Origin of the sequence: Pseudomonas sp. IT-P176 (assembly GCF_949767245.1) — a bacterium.
Lineage (GTDB): Bacteria > Pseudomonadota > Gammaproteobacteria > Pseudomonadales > Pseudomonadaceae > Aquipseudomonas.
Window position 1 is genome coordinate 33,764 of the sequence record NZ_CATKPN010000028.1, and the last position, 15,452, is coordinate 49,215.

20 protein-coding genes and 1 riboswitch are annotated in these 15,452 nt (G+C 61.0%); of the genes, 10 read left to right on the forward strand and 10 right to left on the reverse strand.

Features of this window, described 5'->3' with window-relative positions:
• Positions 1-3: 3 nt before the first annotated feature.
• Both ACM6IP_RS02595 and upp read right to left on the reverse strand, forming a co-directional pair.
• Positions 4-1,278, reverse strand: a complete 1,275-nt coding sequence (locus ACM6IP_RS02595) for a uracil-xanthine permease family protein (protein WP_414860930.1) — start codon at positions 1,276-1,278, stop codon at positions 4-6.
• A 2-nt stretch (positions 1,279-1,280) separates the two neighbouring features.
• A complete protein-coding gene (gene upp, locus ACM6IP_RS02600) occupies positions 1,281-1,919 on the reverse strand; it encodes a uracil phosphoribosyltransferase (RefSeq protein WP_095168992.1) in 639 nt (212 codons plus the stop codon).
• 164 nt (positions 1,920-2,083) lie between these two features.
• Between upp and ACM6IP_RS02605 the strand changes: the two genes are divergently transcribed.
• The 3 genes from ACM6IP_RS02605 to ACM6IP_RS02615 all read left to right on the forward strand — a co-directional run bounded on the left by ACM6IP_RS02605 (position 2,084) and on the right by ACM6IP_RS02615 (position 3,602).
• Positions 2,084-2,641 carry a hypoxanthine-guanine phosphoribosyltransferase gene (locus ACM6IP_RS02605; protein ID WP_095168991.1) on the forward strand — a complete coding sequence of 186 codons (558 nt, stop codon included), beginning with the start codon at positions 2,084-2,086 and terminating at the stop codon, positions 2,639-2,641.
• A gap of 121 nt (positions 2,642-2,762) precedes the next feature.
• Positions 2,763-3,251 (forward strand): hypothetical protein, encoded by a 489-nt coding sequence (locus ACM6IP_RS02610; RefSeq protein WP_414860903.1) that lies wholly within the window; start codon positions 2,763-2,765, stop codon positions 3,249-3,251.
• A 63-nt stretch (positions 3,252-3,314) separates the two neighbouring features.
• A complete protein-coding gene (locus ACM6IP_RS02615; protein ID WP_095168989.1) occupies positions 3,315-3,602 on the forward strand; it encodes a PA4642 family protein in 288 nt (95 codons plus the stop codon).
• Positions 3,603-3,669: 67 nt separating this feature from the next.
• Here ACM6IP_RS02615 and mqo read toward each other — a convergent pair whose 3' ends face one another.
• Both mqo and ACM6IP_RS02625 read right to left on the reverse strand, forming a co-directional pair.
• Positions 3,670-5,178: a malate dehydrogenase (quinone) gene (gene mqo / locus ACM6IP_RS02620; protein ID WP_095168988.1), complete on the reverse strand. Its 1,509-nt coding sequence runs from the start codon at positions 5,176-5,178 to the stop codon at positions 3,670-3,672.
• A 711-nt stretch (positions 5,179-5,889) separates the two neighbouring features.
• Entirely contained in the window at positions 5,890-6,123 is a 234-nt protein-coding gene (locus ACM6IP_RS02625) for a hypothetical protein (protein WP_095168987.1), read from the reverse strand.
• 182 nt (positions 6,124-6,305) lie between these two features.
• On the opposite strand from ACM6IP_RS02625, the gene ACM6IP_RS02630 reads away from it, so the two are divergent.
• A complete protein-coding gene (locus ACM6IP_RS02630; RefSeq protein ID WP_095168986.1) occupies positions 6,306-6,890 on the forward strand; it encodes a YajG family lipoprotein in 585 nt (194 codons plus the stop codon).
• Between the two features lie 70 nt (positions 6,891-6,960).
• On the opposite strand, the gene ACM6IP_RS02635 is transcribed toward ACM6IP_RS02630, so the two are convergent.
• Positions 6,961-7,167 (reverse strand): hypothetical protein, encoded by a 207-nt coding sequence (locus tag ACM6IP_RS02635; RefSeq protein ID WP_095168985.1) that lies wholly within the window; start codon positions 7,165-7,167, stop codon positions 6,961-6,963.
• A gap of 174 nt (positions 7,168-7,341) precedes the next feature.
• On the opposite strand from ACM6IP_RS02635, the gene ACM6IP_RS02640 reads away from it, so the two are divergent.
• Complete coding sequence (locus ACM6IP_RS02640; protein ID WP_159997933.1) at positions 7,342-7,626, forward strand: hypothetical protein; 285 nt, start codon at positions 7,342-7,344, stop codon at positions 7,624-7,626.
• A gap of 54 nt (positions 7,627-7,680) precedes the next feature.
• Here ACM6IP_RS02640 and ACM6IP_RS02645 read toward each other — a convergent pair whose 3' ends face one another.
• Positions 7,681-8,847, reverse strand: a complete 1,167-nt coding sequence (locus ACM6IP_RS02645; protein ID WP_159997931.1) for a 1-acyl-sn-glycerol-3-phosphate acyltransferase — start codon at positions 8,845-8,847, stop codon at positions 7,681-7,683.
• A 140-nt stretch (positions 8,848-8,987) separates the two neighbouring features.
• On the opposite strand from ACM6IP_RS02645, the gene ACM6IP_RS02650 reads away from it, so the two are divergent.
• From ACM6IP_RS02650 to ACM6IP_RS02665, 4 genes are all read left to right on the forward strand, one after another.
• Positions 8,988-9,170: a CPXCG motif-containing cysteine-rich protein gene (locus tag ACM6IP_RS02650; protein WP_095168982.1), complete on the forward strand. Its 183-nt coding sequence runs from the start codon at positions 8,988-8,990 to the stop codon at positions 9,168-9,170.
• A 12-nt stretch (positions 9,171-9,182) separates the two neighbouring features.
• Positions 9,183-9,443 carry a putative signal transducing protein gene (locus tag ACM6IP_RS02655; RefSeq protein WP_095168981.1) on the forward strand — a complete coding sequence of 87 codons (261 nt, stop codon included), beginning with the start codon at positions 9,183-9,185 and terminating at the stop codon, positions 9,441-9,443.
• Positions 9,444-9,478: 35 nt separating this feature from the next.
• Positions 9,479-10,099, forward strand: a complete 621-nt coding sequence (locus ACM6IP_RS02660) for an SOS response-associated peptidase (RefSeq protein ID WP_414860904.1) — start codon at positions 9,479-9,481, stop codon at positions 10,097-10,099.
• A gap of 110 nt (positions 10,100-10,209) precedes the next feature.
• Entirely contained in the window at positions 10,210-11,028 is an 819-nt protein-coding gene (locus ACM6IP_RS02665; RefSeq protein ID WP_095168979.1) for a M48 family metallopeptidase, read from the forward strand.
• 36 nt (positions 11,029-11,064) lie between these two features.
• On the opposite strand, the gene ACM6IP_RS02670 is transcribed toward ACM6IP_RS02665, so the two are convergent.
• The 3 genes from ACM6IP_RS02670 to ACM6IP_RS02680 all read right to left on the reverse strand — a co-directional run bounded on the left by ACM6IP_RS02670 (position 11,065) and on the right by ACM6IP_RS02680 (position 13,910).
• Complete coding sequence (locus ACM6IP_RS02670) at positions 11,065-11,649, reverse strand: TMEM165/GDT1 family protein (RefSeq protein ID WP_095168978.1); 585 nt, start codon at positions 11,647-11,649, stop codon at positions 11,065-11,067.
• Between the two features lie 89 nt (positions 11,650-11,738).
• Positions 11,739-11,860, reverse strand: a riboswitch (yybP-ykoY riboswitch).
• Positions 11,861-11,912: 52 nt separating this feature from the next.
• Complete coding sequence (locus ACM6IP_RS02675; RefSeq protein ID WP_095168977.1) at positions 11,913-12,911, reverse strand: class I SAM-dependent methyltransferase; 999 nt, start codon at positions 12,909-12,911, stop codon at positions 11,913-11,915.
• 33 nt (positions 12,912-12,944) lie between these two features.
• Positions 12,945-13,910, reverse strand: coding sequence for a 2-hydroxyacid dehydrogenase (locus tag ACM6IP_RS02680; protein ID WP_414860905.1), 966 nt, complete (start codon positions 13,908-13,910; stop codon positions 12,945-12,947).
• Positions 13,911-14,001: 91 nt separating this feature from the next.
• Between ACM6IP_RS02680 and ACM6IP_RS02685 the strand changes: the two genes are divergently transcribed.
• Entirely contained in the window at positions 14,002-14,631 is a 630-nt protein-coding gene (locus ACM6IP_RS02685) for a LysE family translocator (RefSeq protein ID WP_095168975.1), read from the forward strand.
• On the opposite strand, the gene ACM6IP_RS02690 is transcribed toward ACM6IP_RS02685, so the two are convergent.
• Positions 14,615-15,388 carry an AraC family transcriptional regulator gene (locus ACM6IP_RS02690; RefSeq protein WP_414860906.1) on the reverse strand — a complete coding sequence of 258 codons (774 nt, stop codon included), beginning with the start codon at positions 15,386-15,388 and terminating at the stop codon, positions 14,615-14,617. The genes ACM6IP_RS02685 and ACM6IP_RS02690 overlap by 17 nt on opposite strands.
• Positions 15,389-15,452 lie beyond the last annotated feature (64 nt).

A 15,452-nucleotide genomic window follows, 5' to 3' on the forward strand; every position in this document is an offset into this window, starting at 1 on the left:
ACTTTAGAGCAGCGGCTCATCCGGCTGCTTTTTCTTCCAGCCGTCATTGCCCGGCAACAGCAGGTTCAACCCGATCGCGACAATCGCGCACAAGGCGATGCCCTTGAGGCCGAAGTCGTCGGGGCCGGTGCCGGTGCCGATCAGCACACCGCCGATCCCAAACACCAGGGTGACCGAGACAATCACCAGGTTGCGCGCTTCGCCCAGGTCGATCTGGTGGCGGATCATGGTGTTCATGCCCACCGCGGCAATCGAGCCGAACAACAGGCACAGGATCCCGCCCATCACCGGTACTGGAATGCTTTGCAGCAGCGCACCGAACTTGCCGACAAACGCCAGGCTGATGGCGAAGATCGCCGCCCAGGTCATGATTTTCGGGTTGTAGTTCTTGGTCAGCATCACCGCGCCGGTGACTTCGGCGTAGGTGGTGTTGGGTGGGCCGCCGAGCATGCCGGCTGCCGTGGTAGCGATACCGTCGCCAAACAGGGTGCGATGCAGGCCCGGTTTTTTCAGGTAGTCGCGACCGGTCACGCTGCCGACGGCGATGACCCCGCCGATGTGTTCGATGGCCGGGGCCAGCGCCACCGGGACAATGAACAGGATCGCCTGCCAGTTGAACTCCGGTGCCGTGAAGTGTGGCAAGGCAAACCAGGGCGCCGCAGCGATCTTCGCGGCGTCGACGACACCAAAGTAGAACGCCATGCCAAAGCCCACCAGCACCCCGGAAATGATCGGCACCAGGCGGAAGATGCCTTTGCCGAACACGGCCACGATCAAGGTGGTCAGCAGCGCCGGCATCGAGATCATCATCGCCGTCTGGTAATGAATCAGCTCGCTGCCGTCACCGGCCTTGCCCATGGCCATGTTCGCGGCAATCGGCGCCATGGCCAGGCCGATCGAAATGATCACCGGGCCAATCACTACCGGAGGCAGTAGGCGGTCGATGAAACCGGTGCCCTTGATCTTCACGGCCAGACCCAGGAAGGTGTAGACAAAACCTGCCGCCATCACGCCGCCCATGGTTGCCGCCAGGCCGAACTGGCCCTTGGCAAGAATGATCGGGGTGATGAAGGCAAAGCTCGAAGCCAGGAACACCGGCACTTGGCGCCCGGTAACGAGCTGGAACAGCAGAGTCCCCAGGCCCGCCGTGAACAGCGCGACGTTGGGGTCGAGGCCGGTAATCAGCGGCATCAACACCAGCGCGCCGAACGCCACGAACAGCATCTGGGCGCCCGACAGGACCTGGCGCCAGAGCGGGTCGTTGAACTCATCCTGCATGCTCACGCGTCCTTCTGCTTGGTGCCGAAGATCTTGTCGCCAGCATCGCCGAGGCCCGGAATGATGTAGCCGTGTTCATTGAGTTTTTCGTCAATCGAGGCGGTGTAGATGGTCACGTCCGGGTGAGCCTTCTCGACAGCCGCGATCCCTTCGGGGGCTGCGACCAGGACCATGGCGCAGATGTCCTTGCAGCCGGCTTTTTTCAGCAGGTCGATAGTGGCAACCATGGAACTGCCGGTGGCGAGCATCGGGTCGATGATCATGGCCAGTCGTTCGTCGATTTCTGGAACCAGTTTTTCCAGGTAGGTGTGGGCTTCGAGGGTTTCCTCGTTGCGGGCCACGCCCACGGCGCTGACTTTGGCGCCCGGGATCAGGCTCAGGACACCTTCGAGCATGCCGATGCCGGCGCGCAGGATAGGGACCACGGTAATTTTCTTACCGGCGATTTTCTCGACCGATACGGTACCGCACCAGCCTTCGATGTCGTAGGTTTCCAGGGGCAGGTCCTTGGTTGCCTCGTAGGTCAACAGGGCACCGACTTCCTGAGCGAGCTCACGGAAATTCTTCGTGCTAATGTCGGCGCGGCGCATAAGGCCAAGTTTGTGTCGGATCAGCGGATGGCGGATCTCACGGATGGGCATAGGGAAAGGCTCCGGCGGCGGGCAAAAAAACCGGCCTAGATTAATCTATCCGGGGTTGTTGTCCTATAGACATTCAGAACGTTAGTCCAGAAACGCTTGATTCGACCGGTCGGGATGCGTACCTTTGCTCGCTTTTCCGAATCCGCCACCCCTTGGAGAGCACCATGTCCGCTGATCTCGAGCATATCCGTCAAATCATGCGAGAGGCTGACTGCCTGTACACCGAAGCTGAAGTCGAGGCGGCCATCGCCCGTGTCGGTGCGCTCATCAACGAACAGTTGGCTGACAGCAATCCCGTGGTGTTCTGCGTGATGAACGGCGGGCTGATCTTCTCTGGCAAGTTGCTCACCCATCTGCATTTCCCGCTGGAAGCGTCCTACCTGCACGCCACGCGCTATCGCAACGAAACCAGCGGCGGCGATCTGTTCTGGAAAGCCAAGCCGGAAGTTTCGTTCATCGACCGTGACGTGCTGATCATCGACGACATCCTCGACGAAGGGCACACCCTGGGCGCGATCATCGACTTCTGCAAACACGCCGGTGCCCGCAAAGTGCACACCGCGGTACTGATCGACAAGGACCACGACCGCAAGGCGCGTCCGGACCTGAAGGCCGATTTCGTCGGGCTGCCTTGCATTGACCGTTACATCTTCGGCTACGGCATGGACTACAAAGGCTACTGGCGCAACGCCAACGGGATTTTTGCCGTTAAAGGTATGTAAGCCGGAACGCCCCGCAGCTTTCTCGATCAGGCACTCGTTGCTCAATGGGTCGAGAAGGCTGCACCACCGGACGCAGGCTGCGTCAGCTGCTACAGTGCTGGGCCCGATTCTGGAGCCCGTCATGAGCCTTTTGATCCGCAGTTGCGCCGTTCTGTTGCTGAGCCTCAGCCTGCCACTGGCGGCCGCGCCTGCAGTCATGCACGGGCAATTCCTGCCGCCCGACGACCTGACCCTGCGCGACACCTCGCCCGAGCAGCAGCAACTGTTACAGGTCACCGAGTATTCGGTGGTGGTTGGCAGCCAGCGCCAGTCCAATCAGCAGCCGATCCCGGTGACTTCGCCGGTGCTGATTCGCCTCAAGGGCAAGCCCCTGAGCAAGGGGGCCACCATCAGCCAGGTGCTGGTGAATTTCGACGGCGAAAGCAAAAGCCTGAAAAAGCCGATCTACGACGCCAATACCCGTACCCTCACCCTGTTTTACCCCATGGCCCAGTACCGGGTGGTGCTGGACCTGTTACGCAACGACACGGTCTATTGTCAGTTTCTCAGCTACGCCAATGGTCACATTTGGGCAGACCTGCACACGGGTGCAGTGAAGCGTGGTCGTTGAGGCATCGGGCAGGGCGGGGGTAAACTGCCTGCCCCGTGAAATGTCTGCGAGCTGGAGTCGGCAATGCGTAAAGATAAGAAACAAGTGATTGGTGACGAGATCGGCGATGAGCAGATCAAGTTGTTCCTCGATTTCGAACCGGTTGACGCGACTTCACCGTCCCAGCACAAGTTGATCAAGGCTTATCGCGGCCTGCGCATCGACGATTTCGAGCGTTTCCTGACGTTCTTTGTCGAAGCCGGCTACGACCTGGACGGCAAGGATGAGCATGGCCAGACCTTCGCCGAAGTGATCAAGGACCAGCGCAACAGCGCCGAGTACATCGAGCTGATCGAAAAAGCCCGCGGCTGAGCTTTTTCAAGGCCATAAAAAAACGCCCCGTTCTCATTGAGAGCGGGGCGTTTTTCATGGGCGAGGATCAAGCGAAGCTTGGAGTCTCGCTGCTGGCTTCCACCAGCTCCAGGGCGACGTTGTTCTGCGCGTTGATCTTGCGATACAGCGCAGCGTCGGTTTCCAGGACTTTTTCACGGGCCGGGAAAATTTCCGCGAGTTTGCCAGCCCATTCGCCCTTGGTTTTGCCCGGGAAGCATTTCTCGATCAGCTCGAGCATGATCGAAACGGTCACCGAAGCACCTGGCGAAGCGCCGAGCAGGGCGGCCAGCGATCCGTCCTTGGCTGCGACCAGTTCGGTGCCGAACTGCAGCACGCCGCCTTTTTTCGGGTCTTTCTTGATGATCTGCACCCGTTGGCCGGCCACTTCCAGGCGCCAGTCTTCGGCTTTCGCTTCAGGGTAGAAGCGACGCAGCGACTCCAGGCGTTGTTCCATGGATTGCATCACTTCGCTGACCAGGTACTTGGTCAGGTCCATGTTGTTCTTGGCCACGGCCAGCATCGGTCCGATGTTACCGGCACGTACCGACAGCGGCAGGTCCATGAAGGATCCGTGCTTGAGGAACTTGGTGGTGAAACCGGCGTATGGCCCGAACAACAGGGACGTCTTGCCATCGACCACACGGGTGTCCAGGTGCGGTACCGACATGGGCGGCGAACCTACCGCGGCCTGGCTGTAGACCTTGGCCTGGTGATGCTTGACCACTTCCGGGTTGTCGCAACGCAGCCACTGGCCACTGATCGGGAAACCGCCGAAACCTTTGCTTTCCTCGATGCCCGAGGCCTGCAGCAACGGCAAGGCCGCGCCGCCGGCGCCGAGGAACACGAACTTGGCGTCGACTTCACGGCTGTTGCCGCTGTTGACGTCCTTGATGCTGACGGTCCAGCCGTTGGCATTGCGCTTGAGACCGGTCACGCGCTTGCAGTACTTGACCTGGGCATCGCCGGCGCTGGTCAGGTGCTTGAGCAGTTGATTGGTCAGGTTGCCGAAGTTGACGTCGGTGCCGTTGATCACGCGGGTCGCGGCGAGGGTCTCGCCAGCGTCACGCCCAGGCATCATCAAGGGCATCCACTCGGCCATCTTGGCCTTGTCTTCGGTGTATTCCATGTCGGCGAAGGCATGGTGCTTCTTCAGCACGTTGAAGCGTTCCTTGAGGAACGACACGCCAGCGTCACCCTGCACGAAGCTCAGGTGCGGGACCGGGCTGATAAAGGATTTCGACGAGCCGAAGGTGCCTTTGCGGGTCAGGTAGGACCAGAACTGCTTCGACACCTCGAACTGGGTGTTGATGTGCACGGCCTTCTTGATGTCGACGCTGCCGTCAGCGGCCTGTGGTGTGTAGTTCAGCTCACACAGGCCGGCGTGACCGGTACCGGCGTTGTTCCACGGGTTGGAACTCTCCGCGGCCCCGGAATCCATCAGCTCGACGACTTCCAGCTTGATCGCGGGGTCGAGCTCTTTGAGCAGTACAGCGAGGGTGGCACTCATGATGCCGGCCCCAACCAGTACTACGTCGACTGCTTCGTTATGCGCCATTTAACGCGTCTCCAAAATCTGCAGCACCAAATTGTCGGCATAGCTGCCAGGAGTTACGGGGCATACTCTGTAGAGCCCCAGGTCACCCATGGCCAGGATCGCCATGTCCGAATCTTCGCAATTTATCGCAACTTCGACAGACGTTACCTACTGGCCTCAGGGTTCCCATGAACTCATTTCAGCGCGCGGCAGGCAATTCGACTTATGGTCGATACGTCCGTTTGTGCAACCAAATCCGTAGCGGACAGGCTTCAGGCTCCGGTATTCGAGGCGTATCCGGTCCTGTGTCGTTGGGCTGTTGTAGACGCTAATGGTGCATATTCAGACGCAAAACTATTCATTTGCTCGCCACACTCTTGTGAAGTTGTGAAAACCCGTTTTTTCACGCTCTTTTGAAGACGTGAACCTCAAAAAGGGCTATCTGCGCCTGGCACCGGACCCGCGTTAAAAACGGGCAAACAGCTCAGTGGCCGAGCGTCATGACAGCTCTGCAGATTCGCGAAAAGTGGTGGTTTGCAAGATAAACAGCAAGCTCGCCAGCTTCACTCGATCTGTGTGGGCGGCTCTCTGTGGGCGGTGCGGGGGTGCCAATACGCAGGTATCAGCGGTGCTGCGAGGCCCGATCAGGAGACGTCCTTATAATCGGGGGGAGATTGTAGCGAAGAAACGCAGGGAAATGGTCGTGTTTAATGACTTTTATTAGCCGTTCGGTCAGCCGGCCAGTGCCGAGTGCAACCTGAGGCGACGAATGCGCGGGCTCAGGCGGGCGCTGGCGGGCAGTGGCTGGTGCAACCAGTGGGGGCGAATCTCGTTGATTTCGACCCAGCCATCGCCCATCGGAGGCATCTGGCAGTGCTTGAATGCCAGGCAGCGTTCGGCGCTGTCGAGTCGGGCGAAGTAACGATAGGTGCGGCGTGGAGCGAAAAGCGACCAGAGAAAATGCATGGCGATGCCCTCGTTCAGTGACAGCGTTGAAGTTAGCAGTGTGGCATGACACTCCCGTGACCGAGCAGTCGCGCGCGATGACATTGCACAAGTCTTCAGCCGGTGTTCAGGGTTGCTGGTTTGCAGCCGGTGCCGACCGCTATACTGCGCGTCTGTCTGTGCCTGATTCTGGAGAGAAACGCATGTTGCAACGCCTGTTGTTCGGTTTGATCACTGTGACCAGTTTGACCCTGGTTGGCTGCGCCCACAGCCCGCAACAACTCGCCCCGGAGCCGAAGCTGACGACTCAGTTGGCACCGGTCGGGCGTGGCCAGCCGGTGGTGGTGAAGGTGGTGGACGGTCGTCCGTCGCCGACCCTGGGCACCCGTGGTGGTTTGTACCCTGAAACCAGCGCGATCACAGTGCAGAGCGCGCAGATCCTGCCCAAGCTACAGGCCCAGGCCGAAGCAGCTGTGCGGCTGCTGGGCTTCACCCCGACCGCCAATGCGCTGAATGCCCCGCAGTTGACGGTGACCCTGGCGGAACTGAAGTATCAGTCGCCCAAGGAAGGCATGTACGTGACCGAGGCCACCATTGGCGCGACCTTCCGCTCTGATGTGCAGAACGCCGGTCGCCGTTACAGCGGGCGTTACGGTGCCTCGCTGGACCAGCGCTTTGGCATGGCGCCGAACCAGGAGACCAACACCAAGCTGGTCAGCGATGTGTTGAGTGATGCGTTGACCCGCCTGTTCAAGGACCCGACTGTGGGGCAGATCCTGGCCGAGTAACGCTTTGTAGTGCGTTTACCAAACCCGGTGCCAGTCATGGTCCGGGTTTTTTAATGTCTGTGGGAGCCGCTCACGCTGCCTGCGAATAGAAATCCAGCACGCTCACCCCGGTCAGCAGGTCGGTTTCCGGCAGGTCGGCATGCTGGTGCCCGCCCAAGGCGCAATACACCAGCCAGTGACGATCCTGGACATTGAAGGCCAGGCTGCCGACGAGGGCCTGTTGTTCGTCGGTTGGGGTGATGAGGTATAGGCGGTCCTGGTTTTCGGCGTGCAGCATGACAAGCTCCGTGTCGGTTTCGAGGGGCGACAGACTGGCGTATTTAGATGACGAAGCCGTGACGCAGAACATTAGTCAGGCAGATGTTTGGTTTTTTGTCGGAAAGCCCGGGCAGACAGTGCGGGTTTGGGTAGAATTCGCGCCGCGCATGCCCTGTTTCGATTGAGGTCCACGATGTCACTGCAACTCTGGTCGCTGTTTTCCGCTCATCCCGCCAAGCTGATCAACCTCCTCGCACTGCTGTTCGCCTGCCCGGGTGGTTGGCTGCTTCACTCGACCCGTCGCCGCGAGCAACAGGCGCGGGCCAGCCTGGCAGCCCAGGCCGGGCGTGCCAGTGCCGACAACCAGATGCATCTGGCGAGCATCGCCACCTTGCGCCTGAATCGGGTCTTCTATGCTTTTGGTTTTGCCTGCCTGGGCCTGGCGCTGCTGGTGTCGTGGATCAGCACCCGGGTCTGATGCACAGATAAAAAAACGGCGCTCAAGGCGCCGTTTTTTATTGCCGGCAGAGCCCTACAGGGGGAGCCCGGCCTTGACCCGATACTGGTTACGCACAGGGGTGGCGTACTGCAGCACCAGGAACGGACGGTGCTCCTCGGGGCACGCCGCGAGGCGGTCTTGCCATTCTTGCCGGGCCTTGGCCAGTTCGTCGGCCGGGAACAGCTCGGCGGCACTCGGCACGCTCAATTGTGGGTCGGCGTCCTGCCACTGGGCGTAGGCCAGGTAGTGCACCGGGAACAGGCGGTAGCCACCGAGAATCTGCCGGTCCATCTCGATTGCCAATTGCTTGGTGTCTTCGAATCGCTCGCTGATCGGCGCGGCAAAGTTCACGTGGACCCGGCCCTTGTAGCCGGTAATGCCCTTGGCGATGCTTACGTCATCTTCGCCGGGCTCCTTGGTGTAGCTGCCGGTGGTGGCGCGGATGTACAGCTCGCGAGCCTTGGCCTGGTCGCACGGGTCGTACTCGTAGCTGATCGAGACCGGGGTCAGGTTCAGCGACAGGATCACCTCGGCAAACGGCTCGTCCTTGCGGCTCATGTGGAACATCTTGAGGATTGCCGATTCGGTACGGTCGTCACCGTCCTTGGCGCGGCCTTCGGCCTGGGCGATCCAGATCGATTGGCAATCGTTGCGAATCGAGTGGTTGATATACGCCGACAGCAATTGATAGGCCGCCATCTTCTCCCGTCGACCGCTGATGGAGCGGTGCACGATGAAGCTCTTGTTCAGGCGCATCAGGTCGCTGACGAAGGGCTTTTGCAGCAGGTTGTCGCCAATCGCGATGCGCGGCGTGGGCAGGCCTGCGTGATAGATCGCGTAATTGACGAAGGCCGGGTCCATCACGATGTCGCGATGGTTGGCCAGGAACAGATAGGCACTGCCGGACTTGAATTGCTCGACACCGGTATAGGTCACGCCGTCGGTGGCGCGCTCGATGGTGTGGTCGACATAGAACTCGACTTTGTCCTGCAAAGTGGCAACCGAGCTGACACCCGCGAACTCACGGCGCAGCCGATGAGCTATAAGGGGTTTGAGCATCCAGCCCAAGGCGCCGGCAAACCGCGGAAAGCGAAAGTGGGTGAGGATATCTAGAAACGCCTTGTCGCTCAGCAGCCGTGCCAGCACCGCTGGGACTTCGCTGTCGTCGTAAGGTCGGATGGCATCGAATTCGCCCATCATGCTCTCTTGTTAGAAACGGCTAGGGTAAGTAATGGATTGGATCAAATCCACACAGGGTACGGTCTGAAAAATCTGCTCAAACAAAAATAGCCCTGCAAATAGACCGGCGATTATACGCACAAGTCACTTGGGAGACCGCGATGCTGGAAACCGAGCACTATGAGTGCCCTTATTGTGGTGAAGACGCCGAAGCGGTCCTGGATTTGTCCGGGGGCGACCAGACGTATGTCGAGGACTGCCCGGTGTGTTGTCGGCCGATAGTGTTCACGCTGCAGACCGATGGTCAGGAATGGATGCTCGAAGTTCACAGTGAAAACGAGTGAGGAGTGGCCTCTATGCAGCGCATCTACGAGCCGGAAAACCTGATGGAAGGTGAGTTGCTGCAAGGGATGCTGGCCAGCGAAGGGGTCGAGGCCCATCTGGTGGGGCGTGATCTGCTCGGGGCGGCAGGGGAGTTGCCGGTGTTCGGCCTGCTGGGCCTGGCGGTGGATAATGATCAGGCGCAATACGCCCGTGAGCTGATCGCCGCGTACAATGCGGCGTTGCCGATGCCCGGCGACGAACCGGATAGCTTCCCGGGCGTGCTGGTCTGTTAGGCTGACGTTCGTTTGATCAAGAGTCGTGTTGCCCCATGTGTGGACGTTTTGCCCTGTTTCGCTGGAACCCCGCGTTCGCGGCCTTGCCCGGTTTTCCGGCCGATCAGCAGGCGCAGTGGAATATTTCGCCGAATGCTTCGGTGCTGATCCTGCGTGCCGAAGCCGGTGAGCGCACGTTGGCACGTGCCCGTTGGGGTTTGACGCCGCCCTGGCTGACTGACCTGTCGAAGACGCCGGCCCATGCCCGGGCGGAAACTGTCGCCGAACAGCCGATGTTTCGTGAGGCCTTCCGTCAGCGGCGCTGCCTGCTGCCGGCCAACGGTTTTTACGAATGGCGCGGCACCGCGCGCAAGCGCCCGTATTGGCTGACTCCGGGTGAGGGATCGTCGCTGTTTTTTGCGGCCATCTGGGAAGCCTATCCAGTGCAGGAACAACTGTGGTTGAGCACGGCGGTGATTACCCAACCGGCGGCCAACCAACGGCGACCATTGATTCTCGACGCAGCCGGCCAGGAGGCCTGGCTTGACCCGCAGACTCCGCTGCATGCCCTGCAGGCACTGCTTGCCAGCGAGCCCGCGGCCCTGCGTGAGCGGGTCCTGGCGAACCTGGTCAATGACCCCAAGCTCAATGCCCCGGAGTGCCTGACCCCAGGTTGAGTCGCTGCGCCACGTTTCACTCGGTAAATGATGGGTTGCGCGTCTGTTACATCTGGCGCCGACTCCCGCCACCGCCTACGATACGCGCCATGTTTTCAGGGAGTGTATTCATGAACAAGAATTGGGTTGTGTGCGCGCTGGGCGTCAGTCTGTTGCTCAGTGGTTGTCAGTCGGTCAACACCACCAGCGGCGGGGCCGTGGGCGTAGAGCGCTCGCAGTGGATGTTCAGCATGCTGTCGACCGACGAGGTCAACCAGATGTACGCCCAGTCTTACCAGAAGACCGTGGGCGAGGCGGGCAGCAAGGGCGTGCTGGACAGGACCAGCAGTGATGCCAAGCGAGTCCAGGCCATCGCCACTCGTCTGATCGCCCAGGCCCCGGTATTCCGTCCGGATTCGGCGCAGTGGAAGTGGGAAGTCAATCTGATCAAGAGTGATGAACTCAACGCCAACTGCGGTCCTGGCGGCAAGATCATTTTCTACACCGGGCTGATCGATACGCTGAAACTTAACGACGATGAAATCGCCGCGATCATGGGCCATGAAATCGCCCACGCCCTGCGCGAGCATGGCCGTGAAGCGATGTCCAAGGCCTATGGCATCGAAATGGCCAAGCAGGGCGCGGGTGCCTTGCTCGGTCTGGGCCAGGACACCCTGGCCCTGGCCGATACCGTGGCCAACTACGGCATGACCTTGCCCAACAGCCGGGCCAACGAAAACGAAGCCGACCTGATCGGCCTGGAGCTGGCGGCCCGTGCCGGCTACGACCCGAACGCCGCGATCACCTTGTGGAACAAGATGAGCAAACTGAACGAGGGCGCGCCGCCGGAGTTCATGAGTACGCACCCGGCCTCGGCCAGCCGGATTTCCTCGTTGCAGGCGGCGATTCCGAAAGTCATGCCGCTGTATCAGCAAGCCAAGAAGTCCTGAGGAGTGTGCGGCGCTTGTAGCGCCGCGCCATCCGTCTTAAACCCAGCCACTGCTCTGCATCGCCTTGTACACCGCGACGATCGCCAGGATCAGGAATGCCGATGCCGCCAGGCGTCGGATCAGGGTCAGGGGCAGTTTGTCTGCGGCAAAGTTGCCCGCCAGCACCACCGGTACGTTGGCGATCAGCATGCCGACGGTGGTGCCGATGATCACCAGCCACAGTTCCGGGTATTGCGCTGCGAGCATCACCGTGGCGACCTGGGTCTTGTCCCCCATCTCCGCCAGGAAGAACGCGATCAGCGTGGTCAGGAACGGCCCGAACTTGCGGGCGGTGCTGGTCTCGTCGTCATCCATCTTGTCCGGCACCAGGGTCCACAGCGCGGTGGCGGCAAAGCTGGCGGCGAGAATCCAGTGCAGGGTCGCATCCGAGAAGAAGCTGCCGAACCAGGCACCCACGGCGCCAGCGGCGGCGTGGTTGGCCAGGGTCGCGGCGACGATGCCGGCGATGATCGGCCAGGGTTTGCGGAAGCGGGCGGCGAGAATAAGCGCGAGCAGTTGCGTCTTGTCGCCGATTTCGGCCAAGGCAACGATTGCGGTAGGAACGAGTAGCGAATCCAACATCAGGGTTTTCCTAAGGGGCGGGTCGACACGGCTATGACACGTACAGCCTTCCCGCCCCGGGTAAGGTGTGCGTGTCATAGGTCTTGTCAAACCCTGCGGTCCGTCTGTGCGGACGCTTGGGTCGCATACGCCATGGCCTGTTGACCAAGTATGTTGACGTATGCCGGACGAGCATGGCGCTCGTGGGAGACTACTCCCCTAGGACGGAGCGGATTCTGCCTAGGCAAAATCCATTCGGCAAGCCTTCTTTTTCATCCGGTGTTTCAGCCGCGCTTGGCCCGGTAGATGCGGAAACCCTGTCCTTCGGCCTTGATCGAGCACTGTCCCAGGTGCTCTTCGATCAGCGGCTGGTACTTCAGGAAACTGTTGGCTACCAGTCGTAGTTCGCCGCCAGTTTTCAGATGTTTAACCGCTTTTCGCAGCAAGTTTTCCGTGGCGAAGTAGTCCGTGTGGACACCTACATGGAACGGTGGATTGCTCAGGATCGCACTCAATCCCATGGGGGCAGCGTCGATGCCATCGCCGGTCAGGACCTCGGCCTCAAGACCATTGGCTGCCAGGGTCAGGCGGCTGCTGGCGGCGGCAAAGGCGTCGACGTCGAGCAGGGTCACGGTGTTGTGCGGGTAACGGCGCTTGACCGCCGCGCCCAGTACGCCGGCACCACAACCGAAGTCCAGCAGATGGCCGCTGGGCAGCTTGTCGAGATGCTCGAGCAGCAGGGCACTGCCGCGATCCAGTCGACCGTGGCTGAACACGCCCGGCAGGCTGATGACCGTCAACGGGCCTTCGGCCAGCGGCAACTCATACGTCTGTGCCAGGCTTTCCAGGGACTTGGCTTGAGGTGCATTGGCCACGGTCACTTGCCACAACTGGCAGTGCCGCGCGCTGTCGAGCTTGCGTGGTTTACCGAATGGGTTGAGCTGCTTGGCGGCGCCTTCGATGCCGCTGCGTTTTTCCCCCACCAGGTACAGTTCACAACCGGCCAGGCGCGAGGCGAGGGCGTTGAGGATGTAGTCGGTCAGGTCCTTGGACTTGGGCAGGAACAGCACCGCCGTTGCAAACTCACGCGTGGGCGCGTTCACCCCGAAATGGCTGCGCTCGGCAAAACGCGCGTCCAGGGCCGCCTGATCGCCGGCGTGCCAGCACCAGCCATGGGCGTCGGGCAATTTGCCCAGCAAATCGTCGGCAGGCAAACCGGCCAGCAGCACGTTGCCTTGAAACAATTCAGCCTGTCGAAGCAGTACTTCACTGCGCGGATCCATACTCTGCTCCTTGAAAAAAAGTGCGGCAGTTTATCAACTGACGACCCGCAGCGGTGTACCGCTGAAAAAGCCCCGGGCATTTTCGCGCAACTGGCCGACGATCCGCTGGCGCGCTTCGCGGCTGCCCCAGGCGTTGTGCGGGGTGACGATCAGGCGCGGAATATCGCTGGCCAGCAGCGGATTGCCGGCGGTCGGCGGCTCGACGCTCAGCACATCGCTGGCTGCCCCTCCCAGATGGCCACTGCGCAAGGCATCGGCCAACGCCTGTTCATCGATCAGGCCTCCACGCGCCGTGTTGACCACGAAAGCGCCGGGCTTGAGCAGCGCCAGTTCGCGGGCGCCGATGAAGTGGCGAGTGTGTTCGTTGAGCGGGCAGTGCAGGGTCAGGGCGTCGACCTGGGGCAGCAACTCATCCAGCGGCATCCGGTCGATCCGGGCTGGGCGGCCAGGAAGCTGGCCCGAGACCACCCGCATGCCAAAGGCTTCGGCCAGTCGCGCCACCGCACCGCCCAGTTCGCCGTGGCCGAGCAGACCGAGGGTTTTGCCTTGCAGCTCGACAATCGGGTAGTCCAGCAGGCAGAACTGTTTGGCCTGCTGCCAGCGGCCTGCGTCGACGGCTTTGCGATAGTCATCCAGGCGGGTAGCCAGGTTGAGCAGCAACATGATCGTGTGCTGGGCCACCGACGGTGTGCCGTAGCCCTGGCAGTTGCACACAGTAATCCCCTGGGCGCGGGCGGCGGCGAGGTCGACGTTATTGGTACCAGTGGCGGTGATCAGGATCAGTTTCAGGTCCGGATTGGCGGCCATGGCACTGGCATCGATCATTATCTTGTTGGTGATCGCCACCGTGGCGCCTTGCAGGCGTTCGGCCACTTGTCCGGGTTCGGTCTGGGCGAACAGTTGCAGTTCGCTGAAGCAGTCGCGCAATGCACTGAGGTCGAGGTCGCCCAAGTCCAGTGATGGGTGATCAAGGAAAACGGCGCGGCGATTGTTCGTCATTAACTGTACCTTTTGCGCGTGAGTCTGAAGGCGTAATCTGCCGAGCCTACCAGATGAAATAAATAGTTACGCTTGCCCTCAAGGAGCTCCAATGTACTGGACAGAGTTTTTGACCGTTGCCCTGATTCACCTGCTGGCCGTCGCAAGTCCCGGTCCGGACTTTGCCGTGGTGGTGCGCGAGGCCGTGACCCACGGTCGGCGCGCGGGTACCTGGACGGCGTTGGGGGTAGGCAGCGCGATCTTCCTGCACGTGGGTTACTCGTTGCTGGGCATCGGCTTGATCGTGTCGCAGTCGATCGTGCTGTTCAACGCCCTGAAGTGGCTGGCGGCGGCCTACTTGCTGTACATCGGCTACAAGGCCCTGCGCGCGCAGCCGGCCAAGCCAGCCACTGAAGACCTGCACAAGGAAGCCGGCGTTCGTACGGCGCGCGGCGCCTTTACCTCGGGCTTCGTCACCAACGGCCTGAACCCCAAGGCCACGCTGTTCTTCCTGTCCCTGTTCACCGTGGTGATCAACCCGCATACGCCGCTGTCGATTCAGGCCGGCTATGGCATCTACCTGGCCGTGGCGACTGCCATCTGGTTCTGCCTGGTGGCGATGCTGTTCAGCCAGCAGCGAGTGCGCGCCGGTTTTGCCCGCATGGGGCACTGGTTCGACCGCATGATGGGGGTGGTGCTGATCGCCATCGGTGTGAAGCTGGCCTTTACCGAGATGCATTGATCGCGCTGAGCTGATTCAGCGCGCCGAGGTATTCCCGGGGGTTGTGCCCCAGCAACCGCCGGAACATCGCGCTGAAGGCTCGGGCACTGCCATAGCCCAATTGATCGGCAACGCTCTGCACGCTTTGCCCGGCGATCAGTCGCGGCAGGGCTTCCATCAGGCGCAGTTGCTGGCGCCAGGCGTTGAAGCTCATCTTCAACTGTTGCTGGAACAGTCGCGCCAGGGTGCGTGAACTGGCACCGACCTGTTGCGCCCAATCTTCCAGGGTATTGGGATGGTCGGGGGTTTGCAGCAGGGCCATGCAGATCCCTTGCAAGCGTCGGTCCTCGGGCATGGGGATGTGCAGCGGGAGGTTTTCCAGGCCGGCAATTTCTTCGAGCATCAACTGTTGGATCAGCGGGTTCTTTGCATGGCGGGGGGCTTGCACCGCCTTCAGGATCAGCTCGCGCAGCAACGGGGTGACGGCCAGTACGCAGCATTGGCTGAGGTTGGCGGGCGACAGTTCGGGGTCAATGAACAGCGAGCGAATGCAGACCTTGCCCGACATGAAGATCTCGTGCTCGATCCACGGTGCAATCCACACCGCCCGTGTCGGCGGAATCACCCACGCACCTTGGGCCGTGACCACGCGCATGGTGCCGCACATGGCGTACAGCAATTGCGCCTCGCGATGGATATGTCGCTCCTGATGCGCGCCATCCGGGTAATCCCGCGGATGGGCGCTGACGGGGCCATGGTGGAAGTGGCTGATTAACATTGTCTGGTTCGATGAGTTTGTTGTCAGGAATGCGTGTTATTGCCAACTTAGCATAACGCCACAC